Source organism: Rhizobium sp. KNZ2-6A (genome assembly GCF_056755475.1).
Genome location: NZ_JBNDIC010000075.1, coordinates 1 through 22,574 on the forward strand (window position 1 = coordinate 1; position 22,574 = coordinate 22,574).

Annotated in this window: 25 protein-coding genes; 19 read left to right on the top strand and 6 right to left on the bottom strand. The window is 59.9% G+C overall.

Annotated elements, in window-relative coordinates:
• The 12 genes from ACPYOP_RS30380 to ACPYOP_RS30435 all read left to right on the top strand — a co-directional run.
• On the top strand, window positions 1-445 hold a 445-nt coding region (locus tag ACPYOP_RS30380), incomplete at its 5' end, for an IclR family transcriptional regulator (RefSeq protein WP_481413952.1).
• 322 nt (window positions 446-767) lie between these two features.
• A complete protein-coding gene (locus tag ACPYOP_RS30385; RefSeq protein WP_481413953.1) occupies window positions 768-1,505 on the top strand; it encodes a helix-turn-helix transcriptional regulator in 738 nt (245 codons plus the stop codon).
• A 657-nt stretch (window positions 1,506-2,162) separates the two neighbouring features.
• Window positions 2,163-3,311 (top strand): iron-sulfur cluster carrier protein ApbC, encoded by a 1,149-nt coding sequence (gene apbC / locus ACPYOP_RS30390; protein WP_481413954.1) that lies wholly within the window; start codon window positions 2,163-2,165, stop codon window positions 3,309-3,311.
• Window positions 3,312-3,725: 414 nt separating this feature from the next.
• Window positions 3,726-4,703: a magnesium transporter CorA family protein gene (locus tag ACPYOP_RS30395; protein ID WP_481413955.1), complete on the top strand. Its 978-nt coding sequence runs from the start codon at window positions 3,726-3,728 to the stop codon at window positions 4,701-4,703.
• A gap of 53 nt (window positions 4,704-4,756) precedes the next feature.
• Window positions 4,757-6,622 carry a potassium transporter Kup gene (locus ACPYOP_RS30400; RefSeq protein ID WP_481413956.1) on the top strand — a complete coding sequence of 622 codons (1,866 nt, stop codon included), beginning with the start codon at window positions 4,757-4,759 and terminating at the stop codon, window positions 6,620-6,622.
• A 175-nt stretch (window positions 6,623-6,797) separates the two neighbouring features.
• Complete coding sequence (locus ACPYOP_RS30405) at window positions 6,798-7,976, top strand: cell wall hydrolase (protein ID WP_481413957.1); 1,179 nt, start codon at window positions 6,798-6,800, stop codon at window positions 7,974-7,976.
• A 311-nt stretch (window positions 7,977-8,287) separates the two neighbouring features.
• Window positions 8,288-8,632: an AtpZ/AtpI family protein gene (locus ACPYOP_RS30410; RefSeq protein WP_481413958.1), complete on the top strand. Its 345-nt coding sequence runs from the start codon at window positions 8,288-8,290 to the stop codon at window positions 8,630-8,632.
• A 78-nt stretch (window positions 8,633-8,710) separates the two neighbouring features.
• A complete protein-coding gene (locus ACPYOP_RS30415; protein ID WP_481413959.1) occupies window positions 8,711-9,463 on the top strand; it encodes a F0F1 ATP synthase subunit A in 753 nt (250 codons plus the stop codon).
• A gap of 66 nt (window positions 9,464-9,529) precedes the next feature.
• Window positions 9,530-9,757 (top strand): F0F1 ATP synthase subunit C, encoded by a 228-nt coding sequence (locus ACPYOP_RS30420; protein ID WP_004109844.1) that lies wholly within the window; start codon window positions 9,530-9,532, stop codon window positions 9,755-9,757.
• A 78-nt stretch (window positions 9,758-9,835) separates the two neighbouring features.
• A complete protein-coding gene (locus ACPYOP_RS30425; protein WP_481413960.1) occupies window positions 9,836-10,429 on the top strand; it encodes a F0F1 ATP synthase subunit B in 594 nt (197 codons plus the stop codon).
• A gap of 3 nt (window positions 10,430-10,432) precedes the next feature.
• Window positions 10,433-10,924, top strand: a complete 492-nt coding sequence (locus tag ACPYOP_RS30430; protein ID WP_481413961.1) for a F0F1 ATP synthase subunit B — start codon at window positions 10,433-10,435, stop codon at window positions 10,922-10,924.
• 307 nt (window positions 10,925-11,231) lie between these two features.
• On the top strand, window positions 11,232-11,996 hold the full coding sequence (locus tag ACPYOP_RS30435) for a phosphotransferase (protein WP_481413962.1): 765 nt from the start codon (window positions 11,232-11,234) through the stop codon (window positions 11,994-11,996).
• A gap of 4 nt (window positions 11,997-12,000) precedes the next feature.
• Here ACPYOP_RS30435 and ACPYOP_RS30440 read toward each other — a convergent pair whose 3' ends face one another.
• Complete coding sequence (locus ACPYOP_RS30440) at window positions 12,001-12,660, bottom strand: ribonuclease HII (RefSeq protein ID WP_481413963.1); 660 nt, start codon at window positions 12,658-12,660, stop codon at window positions 12,001-12,003.
• A 105-nt stretch (window positions 12,661-12,765) separates the two neighbouring features.
• Window positions 12,766-13,923 carry a PA0069 family radical SAM protein gene (locus ACPYOP_RS30445; protein WP_481413964.1) on the bottom strand — a complete coding sequence of 386 codons (1,158 nt, stop codon included), beginning with the start codon at window positions 13,921-13,923 and terminating at the stop codon, window positions 12,766-12,768.
• A gap of 240 nt (window positions 13,924-14,163) precedes the next feature.
• On the opposite strand from ACPYOP_RS30445, the gene ACPYOP_RS30450 reads away from it, so the two are divergent.
• Window positions 14,164-14,682, top strand: a complete 519-nt coding sequence (locus tag ACPYOP_RS30450) for a glycosyl transferase (protein ID WP_481413965.1) — start codon at window positions 14,164-14,166, stop codon at window positions 14,680-14,682.
• A gap of 178 nt (window positions 14,683-14,860) precedes the next feature.
• Window positions 14,861-15,175: a hypothetical protein gene (locus ACPYOP_RS30455; RefSeq protein WP_481413966.1), complete on the top strand. Its 315-nt coding sequence runs from the start codon at window positions 14,861-14,863 to the stop codon at window positions 15,173-15,175.
• A 15-nt stretch (window positions 15,176-15,190) separates the two neighbouring features.
• Here the strand turns inward: ACPYOP_RS30455 and moaB are convergent, their stop codons facing one another.
• From moaB to ACPYOP_RS30475, 4 genes are all read right to left on the bottom strand, one after another.
• Window positions 15,191-15,748, bottom strand: coding sequence for a molybdenum cofactor biosynthesis protein B (gene moaB / locus ACPYOP_RS30460; protein WP_481413967.1), 558 nt, complete (start codon window positions 15,746-15,748; stop codon window positions 15,191-15,193).
• Window positions 15,748-16,662, bottom strand: coding sequence for a 4-(cytidine 5'-diphospho)-2-C-methyl-D-erythritol kinase (locus ACPYOP_RS30465; RefSeq protein ID WP_481413968.1), 915 nt, complete (start codon window positions 16,660-16,662; stop codon window positions 15,748-15,750). The genes moaB and ACPYOP_RS30465 overlap by 1 nt, the downstream gene beginning before the upstream one ends.
• A gap of 8 nt (window positions 16,663-16,670) precedes the next feature.
• Window positions 16,671-18,530 (bottom strand): tetratricopeptide repeat protein, encoded by a 1,860-nt coding sequence (locus ACPYOP_RS30470; RefSeq protein WP_481413969.1) that lies wholly within the window; start codon window positions 18,528-18,530, stop codon window positions 16,671-16,673.
• A gap of 124 nt (window positions 18,531-18,654) precedes the next feature.
• Complete coding sequence (locus tag ACPYOP_RS30475; protein WP_481413970.1) at window positions 18,655-19,671, bottom strand: polyprenyl synthetase family protein; 1,017 nt, start codon at window positions 19,669-19,671, stop codon at window positions 18,655-18,657.
• A 108-nt stretch (window positions 19,672-19,779) separates the two neighbouring features.
• Between ACPYOP_RS30475 and ACPYOP_RS30480 the strand changes: the two genes are divergently transcribed.
• The 5 genes from ACPYOP_RS30480 (at window position 19,780) to ACPYOP_RS30500 (ending at window position 22,227) form a co-directional block, all read left to right on the top strand.
• Window positions 19,780-20,010, top strand: coding sequence for a putative signal transducing protein (locus ACPYOP_RS30480; RefSeq protein WP_481413971.1), 231 nt, complete (start codon window positions 19,780-19,782; stop codon window positions 20,008-20,010).
• Between the two features lie 8 nt (window positions 20,011-20,018).
• Window positions 20,019-20,795: a tRNA1(Val) (adenine(37)-N6)-methyltransferase gene (locus ACPYOP_RS30485; protein WP_481413972.1), complete on the top strand. Its 777-nt coding sequence runs from the start codon at window positions 20,019-20,021 to the stop codon at window positions 20,793-20,795.
• A 109-nt stretch (window positions 20,796-20,904) separates the two neighbouring features.
• Window positions 20,905-21,765: a S49 family peptidase gene (locus ACPYOP_RS30490; RefSeq protein ID WP_481413973.1), complete on the top strand. Its 861-nt coding sequence runs from the start codon at window positions 20,905-20,907 to the stop codon at window positions 21,763-21,765.
• 16 nt (window positions 21,766-21,781) lie between these two features.
• Window positions 21,782-21,973, top strand: a complete 192-nt coding sequence (locus tag ACPYOP_RS30495; RefSeq protein WP_113383928.1) for an NfeD family protein — start codon at window positions 21,782-21,784, stop codon at window positions 21,971-21,973.
• Window positions 21,970-22,227, top strand: a complete 258-nt coding sequence (locus ACPYOP_RS30500; RefSeq protein WP_481413974.1) for a hypothetical protein — start codon at window positions 21,970-21,972, stop codon at window positions 22,225-22,227. Before ACPYOP_RS30495 ends, ACPYOP_RS30500 begins: the two co-directional genes overlap by 4 nt.
• Window positions 22,228-22,574: the final 347 nt, after the last annotated feature.

Here is a 22,574-nt window from a genome sequence, read left to right on the forward strand (position 1 = left end):
GGTCATCTATCTCGACAAGGTCGAGGGACGGCAGTCCGTTCGCATGTATTCGCAGATCGGCAATGCCTCGCCGGCCTATTGCACCGGCGTCGGCAAGGCGGCGCTTTCCGCGCTCGGCGATGCCGAGCTTGCGATCCGCATCGCCGGTCTCGAATTCCGCCCCTATACGAAAAAGACGCTTCGCGATGCCGGAGAGCTGCTCTCGGATATTTCGGAGATCAGGCGGCGTGGCTATGCGTTCGATATCGAGGAGCACGAGAGCGGCATATGCTGCGTTGCAGCCCCGATCCGCTCGGATGACGGTCGTATGCTGGCCGGTGTCTCGGTCACCGGACCGGCCTATCGTGTCACGCCGCAGAGCTTGCGGGCATGGGCGCCCCTGGTGGTGGCTGCGGCCGATTCGATCATGATGGATATGCGCAATCGCATGGGCCCGAAACGCTAGTTCCGCAAATTCTCGCCGCCCCCGCGCGGGCCTTGTCAATTTTATGCTGCCAATGCCGGGCCTTAGCCAAATTGCCCGTTTATCTTGAATTTTACTGTTGAGATATGCGTAAGAGCTGCCATTATCCGCAAATGATTGCTGGAATCATCGAGGATTTGGCGAGGTTATGACCGGACGACATAGTAACGATCATTGAAGCTGCCGCGAATTTCGACAACTTATATTTCGGCAGGTGCCTGATATCGGCGCTGGTGCATTAATCGCGTGGGACAAGATACGGAAATTTCGTATTTTTTTCCTCTTTTACTAAAGAAGACTGATGATGGCGGCATTGGTACAGGCGGGAACGCCCCCTCGCGGCGAGGACTATATCGAGGAAATCGGCAGGCTGAAGACTCAGTTTGATGTGTTCCGTTTCATGAAAGGGCTGACCGAGGCCTATCGTTGCCGCGCTTTCATGGTGCTCAATCTGCCGCCGATTACCTCTTTCGAATTGCAGAGCAATTCGGTGATCAACAACTGGCCGGCCGAACTGCTGTCGATTTATGATCAGGAAGGCCTGCTGCCGACCAGCCCCCCATTACTGCGTCTGCGCAGTTCCACGCTTCCCTTCATCTATGAGGTGGTGGCGAGCCCCAATCGCGATGCGAGCAAATCGCGCCTAGTGGTCGCTCTGTTCGAGCGCTTTCGGATGATGCGCTTCCTCTATCTGCCAACCCATGACGCCTCCGGCCTTCGCGGCGCGGTCTCTTTGTCCGGGGATCGAGATCTCTTTTCATCCGAGGAGATCAAGGATCTCTCCTACATCGCAATTCACGTCTTCGATCGGCTCGCGGAAATCCGCAATCTCGATGTTCGCGTTGTCGATGCCCTTACCGATCGCGAGATCGATTGCCTGAATTGGACCGCGGCGGGAAAGACCAGCGCGGAAATAGCCGAAATCCTTGCGCTGTCGGAACATACGGTCAACCACTACCTCAACCGAGCTACCAAGAAGCTCGACACCGTCAACCGCACGCAGGCCGTTGCCAAGGCGCTGCGTGTCGGTCTGATCAAGTGATCCTTGAGGGCTCGCTGATGTGCCGCCGCCGTCAGTTTTGATTGCCGGCAGGACGCGGCGGATTGACCGCAATTCGGGCAGGTCCTGAACGAATTTTGTGCGCTGCGAACAAAATATGATGAAGGGCATCAGCGTCCCTGTCTGGCCAGGCCGCTCAGTTCCTCTCCAAGTCTATGAAATGTCGTCATTTTTTCAATTTTGTGAAAACTGGCATGCTTCCTGCTTGTTAAATGACAGAGGTCCAGAGGGGACTTTGATAACAGCGCCGATGAAACGGGCGCGGATCAAACGACCGTCGCCGATGCCGTCGCCATAGCTTCCCAGGCGAGGGTATTGGCGGCGGTTGTTGCCTATTTGGCACGCTCACAAAGATCGAAGCAGCCAGTGAGTCGATTTTCTGAGCCTTGCCCTATTCCTTCCAAGCAGTTGCTCTATGCCGGCCGGCGAATGTCTTTTCGTGTTGGGAGACCGTTGCGGCTGGTGGGGTCAATAGATGGACCCGGCGGACCTGCCGGCCGCAACGACGGCGCTTTTTATCGACGGCGCCTTGAATTTCGTTTGGCGAAGTCCCGCCGCTCCACTATCTAAGCCAGAAAGCTTTCAGGAAGCGTGCGGCAAATGCCGCGCTCCGGATGAAGATCGTGCAGTGAGGGTGGAATGGCAGGTATCACCAAGGAACAGGTGCTGGAAACGTTGAAGACGGTTCGCGGCCCGGACCTGGAGCACAATATCGTCGAGCTCGGTATGGTGTCGGATGTCTTCATTTCCGACGGCAAGGTCTATTTCTCCATTACCGTTCCCGCCGAGCGCGCCAAGGATCTCGAGCCGATGCGCCTTGCCGCCGAGCGCGTCATCAAGGAAATGCCTGGGGTCAAGGGCGCCCTGGTCGCTTTGACTGCCGACAAGAAGGCCGGCGCGCCCGCCGCCCGGCCGGCGCCGGCGCAAGCTGCTCCGCACGGTCACTCCCATCCGCATGGTCAGCAACAACAGCCCCGCGCCGCCAAGATCGGCGTGCCCGGAGTGAAGGCCATCATCGCGGTTGCCTCGGGCAAGGGCGGCGTCGGCAAATCGACGACGGCGGTCAATCTCGCCTTGGGCCTGCTTGCCAACGGCCTGCGCGTCGGCATTCTGGATGCCGATATCTATGGCCCTTCGATGCCGCGCCTCTTGAAGATTTCCGGGCGTCCCACCCAGATCGACGGCCGCATCATCAATCCCATGGAGAATTACGGTCTCAAGGTCATGTCGATGGGGTTCCTCGTGGAGGAGGAGACCGCCATGATCTGGCGCGGGCCAATGGTGCAATCGGCACTCCTGCAGATGCTGCGCGAAGTCGCCTGGGGTGAACTCGACGTGTTGGTGGTGGACATGCCTCCCGGCACGGGCGACGTGCAGTTGACCATGGCGCAGCAGGTGCCGCTTGCCGGCGCCGTCATCGTTTCGACGCCACAGGACCTCGCCTTGATCGATGCGCGCAAGGGCCTGAACATGTTCCGCAAGGTCGAGGTTCCTGTCCTCGGCATCGTCGAGAACATGAGCTATTTCATCGCGCCGGATACGGGCGCCCGCTACGATATTTTCGGCCATGGCGGCGCGCGTAAGGAGGCCGAGCGCATCGGCGTGCCTTTCCTCGGCGAAGTGCCGCTGACCATGGGCATTCGTGAAACCTCGGATGCCGGCACGCCGCTCGTCGCCGCCGAGCCGAACGGGGTCGTCGCGAATATTTATCGTGAGATCGCTGCCAAGGTTTGGAAGCAAGTGGAGGGCACGCCGCAGCGTGCTGCGCCGTCGATCGTATTCGAATAATTTACAGAGACATACCTGCTTTCTGTATAGCGACGCATTGTCTTGTCGCTAGCCTGTGCTATGACTTCGCAAGATCATCGAAACTGCGGTGAAATCGCGCAATGAAGAGGTTGTGACTTGATTCTTTGCGGGCTTTGCTGCATATGCGCCGCCGGCGTGGAATTGGCCGGGCATTTCCGATGACCGCCTTCCGCCGCATGGTGGTTTTATTTCGTCCGAGCAGGCAGCTTCGCCAGGACGGACGAAGGATTGGTACAGCAGCGCAATGGAACATGGACACGGATTCCCGGCCGGACCGGCGGGATACGACCGGGGTTTTATGAGCTTTTTTCATTGGCCATTGGTGGGATCGCGGCGAGTGCGCGCAAAGTGCCTCGACCGTAGTGCCGTCTCCGCCGCCGCGGGAGCAAGCAGTTGATAACTGCCTATTGCTCAGACTCCAAGCCGCTTCAGCTTCCCGATCTCTCGGCCGCCGACCGCTTGCCTGACAATGCTATCTGGATCGACATGGTCGATCCCACGCGCGAGGAAGAGGCCGATATCGAACGGCTGCTTGGGTTCGAGGTGCCGACGCGCGAGGACATGAAGGACATCGAGCCTTCCAGCCGGCTCTATGTCGAAGACGGCTCGGTCTTTCTGACCGCTTCCCTGTTGTGGAAGGCCGATACCAATCTGCCGATGCTCACCGATGTCGCCTTCATTCTGACGGGGCACCGGCTGGTCACCATCCGCTACGCACAGCCGAAATCCTTTGCATTGTTCATCGCGGCCCTGCAGCGCATTCCGCAGGAGCGGCGCACCGGTGTCGCGCTCCTTGCCAAACTTCTCGAAACCATCGTCGACCGTACCGCCGAGGTGCTTGAACAGACCGTCGCCGGTATCGATATATTGTCGGTGCACGTATTCGGCGATCGCGTGAAGAAGATCCGCCGCCCGGCAAACTACTTGGAAGAAAAGCTCAAGGACATCGCAGGCTATCACCGCACGCTCAGCAAGGTGCGTGACAGCTTGAGTTCGCTATCCCGGCTGCTGACCTTCCTTCATGCCATCCCCGCCATGCAGCAGGACCATGAGGCCAAGGACCTGTGTCGTAATGTCTCGCGGGATGTCCAGTCCTTGTCCGAGCACGCATCCTTCGTCGCGGGAAACATCACCTTCCTGCTGGATGCATCGCTCGGGCTGATCAATATCGAGCAGAACGCCATCATCAAGATCTTTTCGATCGCTTCCGTGGTGTTCCTGCCGCCGACGCTTGTGGCGTCCGTCTATGGCATGAATTTCGAGCATATGCCCGAGCTGCATTTCGCCTACGGTTACCCGGCATCGTTGTTGTTGATGGTGGTTTCCGCCATCGTTCCGTTTTTCTTTTTTCGCTGGAAAGGCTGGCTCTGAGAGTCTAGTGATCCTGAATGTCTAACGAAAACCATCATTCTCCCGATGGGAAAATGAACGCTCGTAAGCTCGCATACCTCGCCCTCGGTTCGGTCGGCGTGGTCTATGGAGACATCGGCACGAGCCCGCTCTATGCCTTTCGCGAGGCACTGAAGCCGGTAGCCGCTGACGGTTTGACGCGCGGCGAAGTCATCAGCGTCGTCTCGCTGATGTTCTGGACGCTGACGATCATCGTCACGATCAAATATGTCCTTTTTCTGCTCCGCGCGGACAATGACGGCGAAGGCGGCACGCTGTCGCTGCTGGCGCTGTTGATGAAGACGGCAAACGGCCATACCGCCATTCTGATGCTGCTGGGCCTTTTGGGCGCAGCACTCTTCCTCGGCGATGCGATGATCACCCCGGCGCTCTCGGTTCTCTCCGCTGTCGAAGGCTTGAAGCTGGTTACGCCGACGCTGTCGGACTATATCGTCCCCATATCGGTTGCGATCCTGGCGCTGCTTTTTGTGATCCAGTCGCATGGCACCGGTGCGGTCGCCCGCTTCTTCGGTCCGATCACCGCCCTCTGGTTCATCGTCATGGCCCTTGCCGGCATCATGCACATTTCCGATGATTACAGCATCCTGGCGGCGTTCAATCCCTGGTATGCGGTGAGCTTTCTCATGCGGGAAGGCTTTCTCGGTGTCGTGGTGCTCGGCGCGGTATTCCTCACGGTCACTGGTGCCGAGGCACTCTACGCCGACCTTGGCCATTTCGGCCGCCGTCCGATCCAGTGGGCCTGGTTCGTGCTGGTGTTTCCGTCGCTGACGCTGAACTACTTCGGCCAGGGTGCCCTCGTGCTGCGCGAGCCCATGGCCATGTCTGATCCGTTCTTCCTGATGTTTCCGCATTGGGCGATCCTGCCGGTGGTCATCCTCGCCGCTATGGCGACGATCATTGCCAGCCAGGCTGTCATCACCGGCGCCTTCTCGCTCACACGCCAGGCCATCCATCTCGGCTTCCTGCCGCGCATGGAAATCCTGTTCACTTCCGAGACGAATACCGGCCAGATCTTCCTGCCCTCGGTCAACACCGTCCTGTTCTTCGGCGTCATCTTCCTGGTTCTGGCCTTCAAGACCTCGGATGCTCTGGCCACGGCCTATGGTATCTCCGTCACCGGCGCGATGGTCGTCACCTCCATCATGGCCTTCGAATTCGTCCGCGTTCGCTGGAACTGGACGCTGCCCATGGCCGTTGCCGTGCTGACGCCACTGCTGTTGCTGGAATTCGTCTTCCTCGGCGCCAATCTGATCAAGATTCATGACGGCGGCTACGTTCCGGTGCTGATCGCAACCGCTTTCACCGTCATCATGTGGACCTGGCGTCGTGGCACCGCGATCCTGATGGAAAAGACACGGCATACGGATATCCCGCTGTCGTCCTTCGTGAGCTCGATCGAGCGCAAGAGCGACCACTCGCCCGCCCATGTACCGGGCACGGCGATCTTCCTGACCAGCGATCCGGAATCCGCGCCAGCCGCGCTGCTGCATAATCTGAAGCACAATCACGTCCTGCACGACAAGAACGTGATCCTGACGATCCGCACCACCAACAAGCCGCGCGTCCTCCAGGAGGACCGCTATTCGGTCGAAAAGGTTTCCGACCGCTTCTCGCGCGTCGAGCTCCGCTTCGGCTTCATGGAATCGCAAAACGTCTCCCAGGCGCTCGCGACCCTGCGCAAGACCGGCCTGAAGTTCGACATCATGTCGACCTCCTTCTATCTCGGCCGCCGTAAGCTCGTGCCAGACGCCAAGTCCGGCATGCCGCACTGGCAGGATAGGCTCTACATCGCGCTCGCCAACGCCGCGACCGACCCTTCAGACTACTTCCGCCTGCCGGCCAACCGTGTGGTGGAACTGGGCTCGCACGTCATCATCTAAAGGCTGATTTTATCGCCATTCGTTCGAAGGCCCGGTGGACATCCGCCGGGCCTTTTCTCTTGAGCCTGCGAGCTTGCCGTATTCACGATCACGGATTTGCCCGAATTAACCATCCATCAAGGTTAATGGGAGATTATTCCGGCTCCTGGTTTCGAGTGCCGTTTGGAGTCCGGTGTTGTTTCGCTCGCGTTATGTCAGCCGAAAATTGAGTTTCCTGCCAAAAAACTGGACTTCGCCAGCCGTCTTCGGGCTCTGTGCCTGGCTGATCTTTCCGTCTCCAGCTGCCTACGGCGATCTCGCGGGTCTGCTTGCGGGCATCGACAGGGAAGGGGCGAATTGGCGCATGGTGATGACAAGTTCGCCGGCCGGTTCCACCCATCAGGCGGAACTCGCCTTCGGCGATGCCAGGACAGCGGCCGCGGTGGGCGACGGCGGCCTGGTGCTGCCGGATGGGCGGCAGGTTGCCTTCCAGTCGGAGCAAAAAGGCGGCGATCCCCGACCGGATGAAGATCGGATCAACCGCCAGGACAAAAAAGGCCGCGTCGTTGCCGTCACGCCGATGCAGCCGCCGAAGGATTTTTCCGCCGGCTCGGTATTGGAGCGGCAAAGCATGCTCTTTCGGCCGGAATCCGAGACCGGTGAGCGCACAGCCTTCCTGAGGCCGAAGCTCCACGGCAAGGAAATCCAGATTGCCACCGCCTTCTACAAAAAGCAGCCGCCGAAGTTGGACGAGGGCGTGCCGGCCTATCTGGCAAATCTCATCACCAATCGGAATGCCGATGTTCTGGCGGCTGCCTATGCATCGCCGGCGCCGGACTATGCCCGAGTTTCGCCTTTCGATTCCATCCTTGCCAAGGATCAGGACGACGAGGGCCGTTTCGTGCCGCAGATCGGACCGAAGGATCATCTATGGGCAGCCAATGTGCTGCCGCCATCCGTATTCTCGTCCGATGAGCAGCAATGCCTTGCGACGGGCATCTATTTCGAGGCGCGCGGCGAGTCCGTGAAAGGGCAGGCGGCCGTCGCCCAGGTGATCCTCAATCGTGTTCGCAATCCCGCCTATCCCAAGACCATTTGCGGCGTCGTCTATCAGAATGAGGATTGGCGCAATGCCTGCCAGTTCTCCTTTGCCTGCGACAACCTCAAGGATCGGGTCAATTCGCCGGAACACTGGCGCATCGCCCGTCAGGTCGCGATGGCGGTGACGGCCGGCAAGATCTGGTTGCCGGAAGTCGGTTCCGCCACGCACTACCATGCCGTCTACGTCAGGCCGAAATGGGCGGCCGAGATGGTGAAGGTCGGCCGCATCGGCATGCATATCTTCTACCGCACTTATGGTGGCGGCTGGAGCTGAAGCGTTCGAAGTTTGTGGATTGGCATCCGGGAGTGCCGTGGGGCCTGGCAAAAAAGCCATAGAAAAGCATGGGCTGAAGAGGATTCTTCGGCTCAGTTTTCGTCCGGCATGGCTCTTTCACTCTAAAGTCATGATTTAATTGGGCTAATTTATGGCTGGACAGATGTCGTCTACGCCTTGACTATGCTTTTTCCTAAAACTATGTTGCGCGCGACTTCAAAACGGGCCGAAAGGTGGCGAAACCTGCTGTTCGTTTACGCGTTGACCGGGGTATAGGGATAACGCGCGACGAAAAGGGGGAGGATATCACCATGACGGACGACCGCGACGAAAGTCTGGAACAGCGGCGGGCGCAGCTGGGAGCCGAATTGGCGAGCAAGCGCGCTGCCGCGAAAGAGGATGAATACGGGGAGGTTCGCGCCGAGGCAGGCCGTAAAGGCTATGCTCAGGCGATGAAGCTTTCCAGTGAATTCATTGCCGCCATCATCGTTGGCGCTGTTCTGGGTTACGTCTTCGACCGTTTTGTCGGTACGGCGCCGTGGGGCATGATTATCTTGCTGCTTCTCGGATTCTGTGCCGGCGTGCTGAATGTGCTGCGCTCTGCGGGCAAGGTGGCGACACCGGCCCTGGACGAGCAAGGCCAAGACAAGAAATGAGCGGAAGCGACGCTGCGGCGCCGTTTCCAGGTGAGAGGCATCCGCTCGCTCGAGCGGGAAAATGAAAGAGAACCAGCGGTGGCAAACGGACCTACCCATCAGTTCCTGATCTCCAAGATTATCCCGATCGATATCGGTGGAATTGATTTTTCGTTCACCAATGCTTCCCTGTTCATGGTCGCCTCCGCGGTAATTTCCGCCGGCTTCCTTTATTTCGCCGCAGCACAGCGCAGCGTTATTCCGAGCCGCGCTCAGTCGGTTGCGGAAATGGCCTACGAATTCATCGCCTCGATGCTGAAGGAAGGGGCGGGAACGAAAGGAATGAAGTTCTTCCCGCTGGTCTTCTCGCTCTTCATGTTCGTCCTGACGGCAAACCTGCTCGGCATGGTTCCGTATTTCTATACGGTCACCAGCCAGATCATCGTCACCTTCGCTCTGGCGCTGCTCGTCATCCTCACCGTCATTCTCTACGGCTTGATCAAGCACGGCTTCGGCTTCTTCAAGCTCTTCGTGCCGCAGGGTGTTCCGGGCATCCTTCTGCCGCTGGTGGTGGTGATCGAAATCATCTCCTTCCTGTCGCGGCCGATTTCGCTCTCCGTTCGTCTTTTCGCCAACATGCTGGCCGGGCATATCACGCTCAAGGTGTTCGCAGGCTTCGTCGCCTCGCTCGGAGCCCTTGGCGCGCTCGGCATCGGTGGCGCAATTCTTCCCCTCATCATGACCGTCGCCCTCACCGGTCTCGAGTTCCTTGTCGCCTTCCTCCAGGCTTACGTCTTTGCGGTGCTGACTTGCATGTACCTCAACGACGCGATCCATCCGGGTGGCCACTAAGGATAAAGACATTGGCGTCTAAGGGCGTCAGTTATTCACCGCACAACCATTTCAAAGGAGTTCAACATGGACGCGGAAGCAGCAAAGTTCATCGGCGCAGGTTTGGCTTGCTTTGGTATGGCCGGCACGGCTCTTGGCCTCGGCAATATCTTCGGCAGCTACCTGTCCGGCGCACTGCGCAATCCGTCTGCTGCTGACAGCCAGTTCGGCCGTCTGGTATTCGGCTTCGCCGTTACGGAAGCTCTGGGCATCTTCTCGCTGCTCATCGCTCTCCTCCTGCTCTTCGCCGTCTGATATCAGCGGCGTCATAGATCACGGTTCGCGGTCAGCGAGCCGTGATTCTTTGTATTTGCAGACCACCTGGAGGTGAGCATGTTTGTGACCCCGGCATATGCTGAAGAAGCACCGCCGGCCGCCGGCGAGGTGCATACGGAAACGGGTGCGCCGAATGAAGGCCATCACGCCGGTGTTTTTCCGCCGTTTGACCATACGACGTATCCGTCACAGCTGCTTTGGCTGGTGATCACCTTCGTCATCTTCTATGTGGCCATGCAGAAGATTGTCATTCCGCGCGTTGGCGGCATCCTGGAAAGCCGGCACGACCGGATCGCTCAGGATATCGAGGAAGCTTCTCGCCTGAAGGCCGAAGCCGATGCCGCCGTCGCGACTTATGAAAGCGAATTGGCTGCCGCGCGCGCCAAGGCGAATTCGATCGGCGCAAGCGCCCGCGATGCCGCCAAGGCCAAGGCCGAGGAAGATCGCAAGACGATCGAAGCCAGCCTTTCCGAAAAGCTCAAGGCTGCGGAAGCCCGCATCGCCGAGATCAAGACGAAGGCTTTTGGTGATGTCGGTGCGATTGCGGAAGAAACTGCTTCCGCTGTCGTCGAGCAGCTGGTCGGCAATGTCGCCGGCAAGGCTGATGTCGCTTCGGCTGTCGCCGCAGCGTCTGCGAAGCGGGAGGGCTAAGTTATGACTTTTGGTCTTGACGAAACTTTCTTTGCATTCGTCGCGCTCATCATCTTCATCGGTCTCGTCGTCTACCTGAAAGTTCCGGGCATGATGGCGAAGTCGCTGGACGACCGCGCCGACCAGATCCGCAACGAACTCGCTGAAGCCAAGCGCCTGCGCGAAGAGGCCCAGCACCTGCTGGCCGAATATCAGCGCAAGCGCAAGGAAGCTGAGGCTGATGCAGCGAATATTGTTGCCGCAGCCGAGCGCGAAGCCGACATGCTGACGACGGAAGCTCGGAAGAAGACGGAGGAATTCGTCGCCAACCGTACGGCTGTCTCCGAGCAGAAGATCAAGCAGGCCGAAGCCGACGCGATGAAGGCGGTTCGTTCCGCCGCTGTCGATCTGGCGATCGCCGCTGCTGAATCGGTGCTTGCGAAAAAGGCTGATGGCAGCATCCAGTCCGGCCTCTTCAACGATGCCGTCAAGGAAGTGAAGACGCGGCTGAACTGAGCGCGCGGAACATCGAAATTCGAAAACCCGCTTCGGCGGGTTTTTTTTGGTGGGGGGGACGCCGTCACGTCGGGGTCGATTCCTGTCGTATGAGGCCGGTTCAATGCGCAGTTTTGCGCAGGAGATTAGTCCTCATGGTGAGGTGCGCAGGCTCCTGAGCTTGTCGAAGGCGCCGGAGCCTCGAACCGCGAGGGCGGCTGCTGAAGCACCGCAGTCAAATCCCTGACTTGATAGTGGCCATCCGATTTCTCATAGGTTGATCATCGCCGCGATAAACGGCTAGATCAGGAGATCAAGGGGAGGACAGATGCAGCCAACAATAGACGAAGAGCCATTTCGCCAAGGCCATCTTATCGTAAGGCCGGTCCGCCCCTGGACACCTGGCGTTCATGCTCTATTGGCCGCCTTGCCGCTGCATGGCTTTGATGCCGCCCCGAAGCCGGACGGGTTCGATGACGTCTGGGAAAGAGTGACCTATCTGCCCGGTGTCTCGGGCGATCTCGATGGCAATATCGAGATGCGCTCGGCGAAGGCCTTGCAATCGGCCGCGCGATTGCTGCGCCGGTATCATCATAGTTCCGCGCTGGTCTTGCACGATCTTGCTGTGGCTTGCTTCTGGCAGCTACCGTCCCGTCTGCCCTCAGAGGTCATCTGCCATGGCGACTTCGCACCCTATAATGTCGTCATGAACGACGACGAGGTGACCGGGATCATCGATTTCGAGGCTGCCCATCCCGGTCCACGGCTTTGGGACCTGGCCTATGCGGTCTATCGCTGGGCGCCATTGTCCTCGAGCATGGCGGTGGAGGGATTGGATAGGCTCGCCAGCCAGATCCAGCGTGCGCGCATCTTCGTCGATGCCTACGGGTTGCCGCTTGAGGAGCGCAGTTCACTTCCGGCCGCCATTATAGAGCGGCTCGAAGCGCTGTTGGCCTTCATGGAACAGGAAGCTGCGCGCGGCATCGCGCGTTACCGCCGCAACCTGCAGGATGGGCATGACCGGATCTACAGGGAAGATATCGCCTATATTGCGAAATGGTCGCCGGAGATCGTCGCAGGGCTGACGAATTGAGATCTCAGACGGCTTCCTTCTTGAGCGGGCGGAAGCTCATGCGATGCAGGGAGCAGGGACCGTGTTGCTCGATGCCGGCGCGATGCTGAGGAGTGCCGTAGCCGGCATGGGCGGCAAAGCCATAGGCGGGGAAGACCACGCCCGCGCGGGCCATCATCCGGTCGCGCGTCACCTTGGCGACGATCGAGGCGGCTGCGATCGAGAAAGAGCGCGCATCGCCCTTGACCACGGCTTTCCCGGGACAGGCGAGTCCTGCGGGCACATCGAGCCCGTCGGTCAGCACATAGCTTGCCGGCACTGCCAGCCCGCAAATGGCGCGGCGCATCGCATCCAGGCTTGCCTTGCGGATATCGGTCGTGTCGATGCGGGTGGCGCTCGATGAAGCAATGGAGATCGTCGCCGTAGCGAGGATCTCGACGAATAGTTCCTCGCGTCTGGCGGCTGTCAACTGCTTGGAATCGTTCAGCCCATTCGGAATGCGCTCGGGATCGAGAATGACGGCGGCGGCCACGACCGGCCCCGCGAGCGGGCCTCTGCCAGCCTCATCTGCCCCGGCAACCGGCCAATGTCCGGCGCGTCGCGCGATCAGTTCCAGCTCGAAGGTCGGGACGAGCGGGATGTCCTCGAATAGCATTGGAGAATCGGGTGGTGTGCTGCGTAACATGCGGCGAAACTCGCACACCACCCGATCTCCTGCAAGCCCCCGGTGGATCAGGGCGGCGAACCCAGGGGCTTTTCCAGCGGGGTCAGGGAAAACCCGCAAGGAATGTCAGAGCAGCGACAGCTGGACGCCGCTGCCGTCAGGCGGCACGAACAGGTCGTCGCGCAATGCGATATTGCGACGCGTGAGCTCGAGCCGGCGCGTCGCCATTTCGAAGCGGCGGCTGATCTGCCAGGCATAGGGGCCGGCGCCCTTCATGCGCTTGCCGAATTCTGCATCGTAATCCTTGCCGCCGCGCATCGAGCGGATCAGCGACATCACATGGCGATAGCGGTCAGGATAGTGCTGCAGCAGCCAGTCGCGAAACAGCGGGCTTACCTCCAGCGGCAGCCGCAGGATGACATAGCTTGCCTCCAGCGCGCCGGCGGCCTTGCCGGCGTCGAGAATACGCTCGATCTCATGGTCATTGAGCGCCGGGATGATCGGCGCCACCATAACCGACGTGCGAATGCCGGCCTCGCTGAGCGCCTGGATCGCCTCCAGCCGCCTCGGCGGGGTTGCTGCCCGCGGCTCCATGGTGCGCGCGAGCTTCCGGTCGAGCGTCGTCACCGACAATCCCACCCGTACCAGGTTCTTGGCTGCCATTTCCTGGAGAATATCGATATCGCGCATGATCAGCGCCGATTTGGTGACGATGGCAACCGGGTGGTTTGTCCGATTCAGCACTTCGAGGATCTGGCGCATGATCCGCCATTCCTTTTCGATCGGCTGATAAGGGTCGGTATTGGTACCGATAGCGATGACACGCGGCTTGTAGCCGGGCTTTGCCAGCTCGCGCTCCAGCAGCTTGGCAGCATCCGGCTTGGCAAATAGCTTCGTTTCGAAATCCAGCCCGGCGGACAGGCCCATATAGGCATGCGTCGGCCGCGCGAAGCAATAGATGCAGCCGTGCTCGCAGCCGCGATAAGGGTTGATGGAACGATCGAAGGAAATATCGGGGGATTCGTTGCGCGTGATTGCGGTGCGCGGCTTTTCCACCTGCACTTCGGTCTTGAAGGGCGGGAGCTCTTCCCATGTCTGCCAGCCGTCGTCGACGGTCTCACGCTGCTGCGGCTCGAACCGGCCGCTCGGATTCAATCCGGCACCGCGTCCGCGTCGGCGTTCCGCGTCGACCCTGAGACCGGCGTCGGCGATCAAAGCATTGGCAACATCTGCCGTATTGGCAGGCGCGAATGCGGCCTGCCCTGCAAGGGACTGCTCGTTCATCGGTAGCTCCAAGGCGGTTCATGCCATCGCATGCCGCGTCTAAGATGATTAAATTCCTATCCGACAAGTGAGAACATTGCAAGAACAAAAATCTGGAATCACCATCTTGCGCTTCACGCATTCGAGACATTTGATGACGGCGTGCCGCGGTTTCGAGGTGATGCATCAGGCTTTTCTTAAACGTTCCGGCTCAAGGGTTAGGCGCTGGCAATAAATTGTGCGTCGCTCTATAAATGGGCAATGTTGACGGTCATCATAGAATGCCAGGATCACGAACCCGAACTGGCGCAGACATTGGCGGCATTGGTGGCAGGCGCGGTCGAGGGGCTGGTCTGCGATGTCGTCGTGCTCGATCACGGTTCCAGGGACGGCACCTCGCGGGTGGCGGATGCCGCGGGATGCCGCTTTTATTCGCAGTGGGATATCAAGGACATATTGCGTTCGGCGCGCGGCGACTGGCTGCTGCTGGTCGAGCCGGGTGCGCGGCCGCAGGCGGGCTGGATCGACGAGATCGCGGAATATGTCTCCCTGAACAAGGCGCCGGCCCGCTTCACCGCATCGCGCGGTTATCGCCGGCCTTTCCTGCAGCGCATTCGCAGAGGTACGCCACCCTTGGAGCTGGGATTGCTTTTGTCGAAGGCTCAGGCCGTCGCCGCTGCCAGAACCGGCATGCGGCTGGCCGAATTCGCAAAGGGGCGCAAGGGCCGCAGCCTTTCAAGCGAGCTCATCCCCTCGTGGGTGGCGCGGGCGGCTCGATAGCGCTGGGTGCTCCATTCCAGATTTCATTTGAAAAGCTGCAAATACCTGCGATAATTTTCCTGTGGCGGCACCTTACGCGTGTCGCGTCGGGCGGTCGACCATAAGATGCCGATATGCGGCGGAACAGGTCAGCGGCACACTCCTTGTCCGCCGGGATACCGGCGAAAGGAGGTGCGTCATGAAACGCACGATGCTTTACCGCCTCATGGCAATGGCTCTCATGTTAAGTGCAATCCTTTTTCCCGGCATTGCTGCCTCCCAAGCGAAGCTGGTTTGCGCCCAGCGCGTCGATATCGTCGCCTTTCTTGGCGACCATTTCTCCGAAAAGCTTTCGGCGGTCGGTAAGCTCGATCGCGATACGATCGTGGAGATCTACGCCGCCGCGAGTGGTAGCTGGACGCTATTGATCAGCGACGCCTCGGGCCGCAGCTGCATCATCCTCAGCGGTGACAATTGGGAATTGGTTCCTATCTTGCCGGGGCCGAAGGCATAGGGGCTGATAGTGTAATTATACGGTCGAGCCGGCGCCGCGCTTCAGATGCTCGTCGAGGCGCGGCATGATCTCCACGAAATTGCAGGGCATATGGCGATAATCGAGCTGCGCCTTGAGGATGCCGTCCCAGGCATCCTTGCAGGCACCCGGAGAGCCCGGCAGCACGAAGATGAAGGTGGCGTTGGCGACACCGCCGGTCGCCCGTGACTGGATCGTGGCCGTACCGATCTTATCGTAGGAAATGCGGTGGAAGACCTCGGAAAAGCCGTCCATGCGTTTCTCGAACAGTGGCTCCAGCGCTTCGGGCGTGACATCGCGGCCAGTGAAGCCGGTGCCGCCGGTGGTGATCACCACGTCGACCGCTTCGTCCTTCGTCCAGGCTTCCACCTGCGCGCGGATGTGCTCCTTGTCGTCGGGAACGATGGCGCGGGCCGCCAGCCTATGGCCGGCTTCGGCAATGCGCGCGACCAGCGTATCGCCGGACTTGTCGTCTGCAAGCGTGCGCGTATCGGAAACGGTCAGCACCGCGATGCCGACGGGAATGAAGGATCTTTCGCTGACTGGACCTGCCATCATGCCTCTCCCGCAATCGTTTCCGTCACCTGGAAATACCAGTCCGGCTTCTGCCTGTGAAGGGAGGAGGCGGCAGCCTCCGCCTGCTCGGCGCTTTCGAAAATCCCGAAGCAGGTAGCGCCGGAGCCGGACATCCGGGTCACGATCGGCTGCTGGCTTTCGATCAGACCGGAAAGCATCGAAATCTCGCTGCAGATCGAACGTGCCGGCGGTTCGAGATCGTTGCGCAGGTTCCGGATCACTTCGATCCACTCGCTGGAGCCGCGCGGCATCTGCGTCGGAAACAGCAGCGGCGGGTTGTCCTTGCGGGAGAGATGGCGAAACACGTCCGGCGTGGAGACGCCGACGAGCGGATTGCCGAGAACCATGGGAAAGGAGGGAAACGCCGGCAGCAAGCCTATCGCCTCACCGATCCCGCGCGCCACGAGCGGTTGGCTGGCAAGGCACATCGGCACGTCGGCGCCAAGCTTCAAGGCGATGGCCGTGACCTTCTCGTCAGGCAGCGTGACCTGCCATAGCCGCATCAGCCCGCGCAATGTCGCGGCCGCATCGGCCGAGCCGCCGCCGATACCCGATGCGATCGGCAGGTTCTTTTCCAGATGGATATGAACGGCGGGTGCATCGAAGCCGGCCGCATGGGCGGCCCGCCGCAGCAGATCACGCGCCTTGAGCACGAGATTGTCACCAGCCTCGGCATCGGCGGAAAGAAGCGGGCCGAAGCGCCCGGAAAGGCTGAATTCATCACGATCGCCGGCACGAAAGGCGAGGCGATCGCCGTGGCGGGCAAAACTGACAAGCATGTCGAGCAGATGATAGCCGTCGGCGCGACGGCCGGTCACATGCAGCGCGAGATTGATCTTTGCGGGCGCTTCCTCCGTGAGGTCGAAATCGCTCGCTGCCAAGACCGTGTTCATCGGAAGTCTTAAGACTTCTTGTCAACCGGCGCCGGCGCGTTCGTGTCGGGCGACGGAGCCGGCGCGGGATCGGGTAGCTTGCTCTTGTCGACGGTCCGCGGATCGTTATCGAGCACGGGCAGGCCCTTCTCGACCTTTTCCTTGATCCTCGGAATATCGGCTTCTTCCGGCTTCGAGGCGAGTGCACGGTTCCACTGATAGACGGCTTCGAGCTTGCGGTTGACACGCCAGTAGGCGTCGCCCAGGTGATCGTTGATCGTCGGATCGCCGGCCTTCAGCTGCGCTGCCCGTTCCAGCTCGTTCACCGCATCGTCGAAGCGGTTCAGGCGGAAATAGGCCCAGCCGAGCGAGTCGACGATATAGCCGTCATCCGGCTTCAGGTCGACGGCCTTCTTGATCATATCCAGGCCCTGGTCGAGGTTCATGTTCATGTCGACCCAGGAATAGCCGAGATAGTTCAGCACCTGCGGCTGATCCGGGTTGAGCTCCAGCGCCTTCTTGAAGTTCGGCTCGGCATCGGCCCATTTCTTCAGCCGCTCATAGGCGATGCCGCGCTGGAAGAACACGGCCCAATCGCTGCGCTTCGGCACCGGGCCGATGATTTGCGCGGCTTTGTCGTAGTTCTCGGCCATGGCCTGGAAATCCTTGGCGTCGGAAAGGACACTGCCATAGGCGAGATAGCTACGAACGTCGTTAGGATCGGAATCGATCAATGCTTTCAGATGTTTGCGAGCATCGTCGACCTTGCCGGACTGGGCAAGCGCAAGGCCGAGCTGCAGCTCGGAAATGCGAGCCATCGGCGAATCATCAGGCACCTTCTTGTAGAAGGCGATGGCGCGATCGGTCTGCTCCTGCTTTTCGGCCAGTCCACCGAGAAGAACCAGCGTATCGGCGGCTTTCGGATCGAGCGAATTGGCAATCTGCAGGTAGAGCGAGACGACATCTTCGGCACCGTCGCGGTTCAGCGCGGCACCGATGGTGAAGAGAACGGCGGCCGCGCCCTGGCTCGCATTGGTAACCTGCTGATCCGGCGTATTGCCCTTGGTGATGCTGTCGCGCAGCGCATTGAGCGGTGCATAGTTGCTGACGAGGTTGTCGCCGACCGAGATCGCATCCAGTGCCTTCTGCTTGTCACCGGCCTTGGCTTCGAGGCGTGCAAGCGCCATGACCGCGCGCATGAAGGTATCGGGAGCCGTTGCGCCGCCCGTTTTGTCGAGGATCGCGTCGTTGAGATGCGAGCGTGCCGATTTGAGGTCACCCAACGTAAGCGCGATGGCGCCGGCATGATAGTTCTTAAAGATGTTGAACCAATCCGGGCCCTTCATCTTGTCGATCATCGAGATCGCTTCCTTGCCGCGGCCGGATCCGGCGCGGGCCCAGGCGGAGACCAGGTTCGTCATCATCCGGTCCAGATCGTTCGGACCGTTATATTTGAGGATTTCCTGCGCGGTGCGGTATTCGTGGCGGCGGATGGCATCCATGCCGCGCACGATCGTGGTGACGCGCTCGACGGAAGAATCGCTTTTCAGCTCGTTGGCGTATTTGACACCCTCTTCCAGATTGCCGTTGAGCAGCAGCGAGATCATCAGCCGCTGGCGGATTTCCGGATTGCTGGGGTCGATCATCAGCGCCTTCTTATAAAGCGCGACGGCGGTGTCGTAGTCGTGGTCGACATCGGCCGTGCGGGCAGCGAGGAACGCGCCTGCGAAGGTATCGACGCTGTCGGGATCGAAAGCAACCGGCGCGCTGGCTTCCGGCGCTGCTGCTGCCGGCTTATCCTCTGCGCGCGCGCCAGTCAGGGCGGACATCGAAAGGATTGCCGCCAAGGCTACGCCCGAAAGGAAACGGATGGCAAGTCTCTGCCGCATTAGAAAGCCTTTCATCAAGGGAATGGCCGGCGAAGTCGCCGGCGGCACAACGCATTCGTGTCAACTGATTCACAACAGGATGGCTTTTTTGAAGCGGCCCTGCAAGAAATTCGGGTCGCCGCTATCAATTAACGCGTTCGATGCAGAAATCGATCACTTCGAGAAGTGCCGATTTCCAGGGCGTTTCCGGCAGGGGCGCCAGAGCGTCGCGCGCGATGGTGCCGTAGTGCACGGCACGGGCAATTGTGTCGGCCAGCGCGCCGTATTTCGTGATCAGGCCTAGGGCCTTTTCGAGATTCTCGTCGCTGTTGCTGCCGGTTTCGATGGCGTCACGCCAGAAGGCGCGCTCCTTCTCGGTGCCGCGGCGATAGGCCAGAATGACAGGCAGCGTGATCTTGCCTTCGCGGAAATCGTCGCCGACATTCTTGCCGAGATCAGCAGCCTTGCCGCCGTAGTCCAGCGCATCGTCGACGAGCTGGAAAGCGAGGCCGAGATTGGTGCCGTAGGACTTCAGCGCATTGCGCTCCGCCTTGCCGGCATTGGCGACGATCGGGCCAACTTCGGCGGCAGCGGCAAACAGCGCTGCGGTCTTGGCGCGGATGACAGAAAGATAATCATCCTCGGTCGTTTCCATATTCTTGGAGACGGAGAGCTGCAGCACTTCGCCTTCGGCGATGACGCAGGCAGCCGAGGACAAGACGTCGAGAGCATCGAGCGAGCCGACTTCCACCATCATGCGGAAAGCCTGGCCAAGCAGGAAGTCGCCAACCAGAACGCTTGCCTGATTGCCCCAGATCATGCGGGCGGTGGACTTGCCACGGCGCAGATCGCTTTCGTCGACTACATCGTCATGCAGCAGCGTGGCCGTATGCAGGAATTCGACTGAGGTCGCGAGCTTGATGTGATTATCGCCCTGATAGCCGTAAAGCGCGGCGGAAGCGATCGTCAGCATCGGCCGCAGGCGTTTGCCGCCGGAGGAGATGAGATGCTCGGCAACCTCGGGGATCATCTGCACATCGGAGCCGGCCTTGGACAGGATGAGCTGATTGACGCGTTCCATGTCCGCCTTGGTCAGATCCACCAATGGCTTGATGGATGCCAGTTTATTCTTGCTTTCTTCCAGCGGTATCACGACGCCCAACGATCCGGACTCCTGTTCATTTTCTGCAAAGCACAATAAGAAGGGGCGAAAGAGGCGGCAAGAGGCGAATTGTCTCGTCGCGTAAATTTGACAGGAATTCTAGGGCTTATGCACGAGCTGATCCGCACCAACGACCCGGTCCTTCTCTCCTTTGCGGAGAGCCTGATGAAGGATGCCGGAATTCATTGCCTGGTGGCGGATCAGGCGATGAGCATCCTGGAGGGTTCGCTCGGCATGCTACCACGCCGTTTTCTGGTGGAGGACGGGCGTGCGGACCAGGCGCGGCGCATCCTGATCGATGCCGGTCTCGGCGACGAGCTGCGCCCGGCGCAGAGCTGAGGTCCGCGATGACCGGCAACCCCTCGGAAACCATCGATGCCTTTCATCGCGGCGCTTTCCATATCGTGCAGCCGAAGGGCAGGGGGCATCGCTCCGGCATGGATGCCATGCTGCTGGCGGCACTCGTGGCCGACGACCGCACGATCAGGGTGGCCGATCTCGGCGCGGGCGCGGGGGCGGCCGGAATGGCCGTCGCGTCTCGCCTCGACCAGGCGGAGGTCGTGCTGTTCGAGCGCTCGCCCGATATGGCCGAGTACGCCCGCAAAAGCCTGCTTCTGCCGGAAAATGCCCGTTTTGCCGACCACGTCTCCGTCATCGAAGCCGATGTGACCCTGACCGGCAAGGAGCGCAACGAGGCGCGCCTTGTCGATGACAGCTTCCATCACGTCATCATGAACCCGCCCTTCAACGACGCCAGCGACAGGCTGACGCCCGATGCCTTGAAGGCCGAGGCGCATGCCATGACGAATGGGCTGTTCGAAAAATGGATCCGCACGGCAGGCGCGATCATGATCCCCGGCGGCCAGCTCTCGCTGATTGCGCGGCCGGAATCCATCGGCGAGATCATCGCCGCCTGCGGCCGCCGCTTCGGCGGTATCGAGATCACGCCGATCCATCCGCGCCAAGGCGAAAACGCCGTGCGCATCCTGCTAACCGGAATAAAAGGGTCGCGGGCAAGGCTTGCGCTGCGGGCGCCGCTGATCATGCACGGCGAGGGGACGCATAAATTTTCCGATTTTATCGACGATCTGAACAATGGCCGCGCCGCCTATCCGCGCCGATAGCCTATCCTTCGCTTAAGGATCAGGGCACGAAATACGATCCGCGATGTTGCGTTTGCCGTTTCCATGCATACATCACGGGGCAGCAAACATCATGATTCAGGGATGACGAATGGTTGAGTTCTTGAGACGCATGCTTCCGAAGCGCTTCCGCAAGGAGCGGGTGATTGTCCCCATTGTCCGGTTGAGCGGCGTCATTTCTTCCGGCGGCGGACCGCTGCGGCAATCGCTGAATCTCGCGGGCGTGTCGCAGGCGCTTGAAAAGGCTTTCGACATAAAGACAGCGCCTGCCGTTGCCATCATCGTCAATTCGCCGGGCGGCTCTCCGGTGCAATCGCGGATGATCTACAATCGCATTCGCGATCTTGCCGCTGAGAAAAACAAGAAGGTTCTGGTCTTCGTCGAGGATGTCGCTGCGTCCGGCGGCTATATGATCGCGCTCGCGGGCGACGAGATCATTGCCGACGCCACCTCCATCGTCGGTTCGATCGGCGTCGTTTCCGGCGGCTTCGGTTTTCCCGATCTGTTGAAGAAGATCGGCATCGAGCGGCGCGTCTATACCGCCGGCGAGAACAAGATGATCCTTGATCCGTTCCAGCCGGAGAAGGAAAAGGACATCGAATATCTGAAGAGCCTGCAGCTCGAGATCCACAAGGTCTTCATCGACATGGTGCTCGAACGGCGGACTGGAAAGCTCTCCGCGGACGAAACGGTGTTCTCCGGCCTGTTCTGGACCGGCAGTCGCGGGTTGGAGCTTGGCTTGATCGACGGCCTCGGCGACATGCGCCAGGAATTGAGGAAGCGTTTCGGCGACAAGGTCAAGCCCACATTGATTACCACGCCGCGCAGCCTTTTCGGCCGCAAGGCTCCGGGCGTTTCGCTTGGCGGTATGGACGGCCTCGGCGCCGGGCTCGCATCCGGGCTTGCCGAAGCGGCAGAGGAAAAGGCATTGTGGAGCCGGTACGGATTGTAGTCGGGAGCGCTGCCTGATGCCCCAAATCATCTTCTTCATCATCGCCGTCGGCGGCATCTGGTTCCTGTATCGCCGCTTCGTGCGCGATGCCCGGAGGCTCGCCGAGAAATCCCGCCGCGCCGAAACGGAACGCCGCACCGGCGCCATGGGAACCCTGGTCAAGGATCCGAAGACGGGTGAATATCGTGTGAAGCGCGAGGATGAATGACAGTGGCGATCAATGACGAGAAACGGCTGAAGATACTGGAAAAGCTCAGGACTTTTAAGCTGAAGCTGCCGGATGATTGGACGTTCAATCGTGAAGAGGCTAACGCACGGTTTGATGAAAACGCTAGCGTCGCTGCTTTATCCGCTCCCCCAGTCCGCGCCCGCGTAGCTGATGCAGATGATGTTAACGGTCGCGGTCTGTTCGTTGACCGTGAAGCAGACGACTGCTTTTTCTGCCGCAGGAATAGCGCGTAAACCGGGATAGATGTCGTCGCGTATCGTTCCGATATGGGAAAATCGGTCAGCGAGTTCAATTTACTTTCGATTTGCTCGATCTTGCTTTCGGCTATGGCGTAGCCTGCATATTCCCCAATCAGTATCGTGATATTAAAAAGGTCGTCTCGAACGAGGGGATGGCGATGAATCTCATACGCCATTCTGCTTCTCATCCATTTTCTTGCGGATGAGAGCTCGGACGTCGTCAAATAAAGTGTCGCCCTTTAGTGGTATCCATTGATCCTCAGGCAGTTCCATCCGGCGGCGAATTTCGTCCGCCATATCGGAAACCGCATTGGCCGGCGCATCATCATGGTGCCTTATCT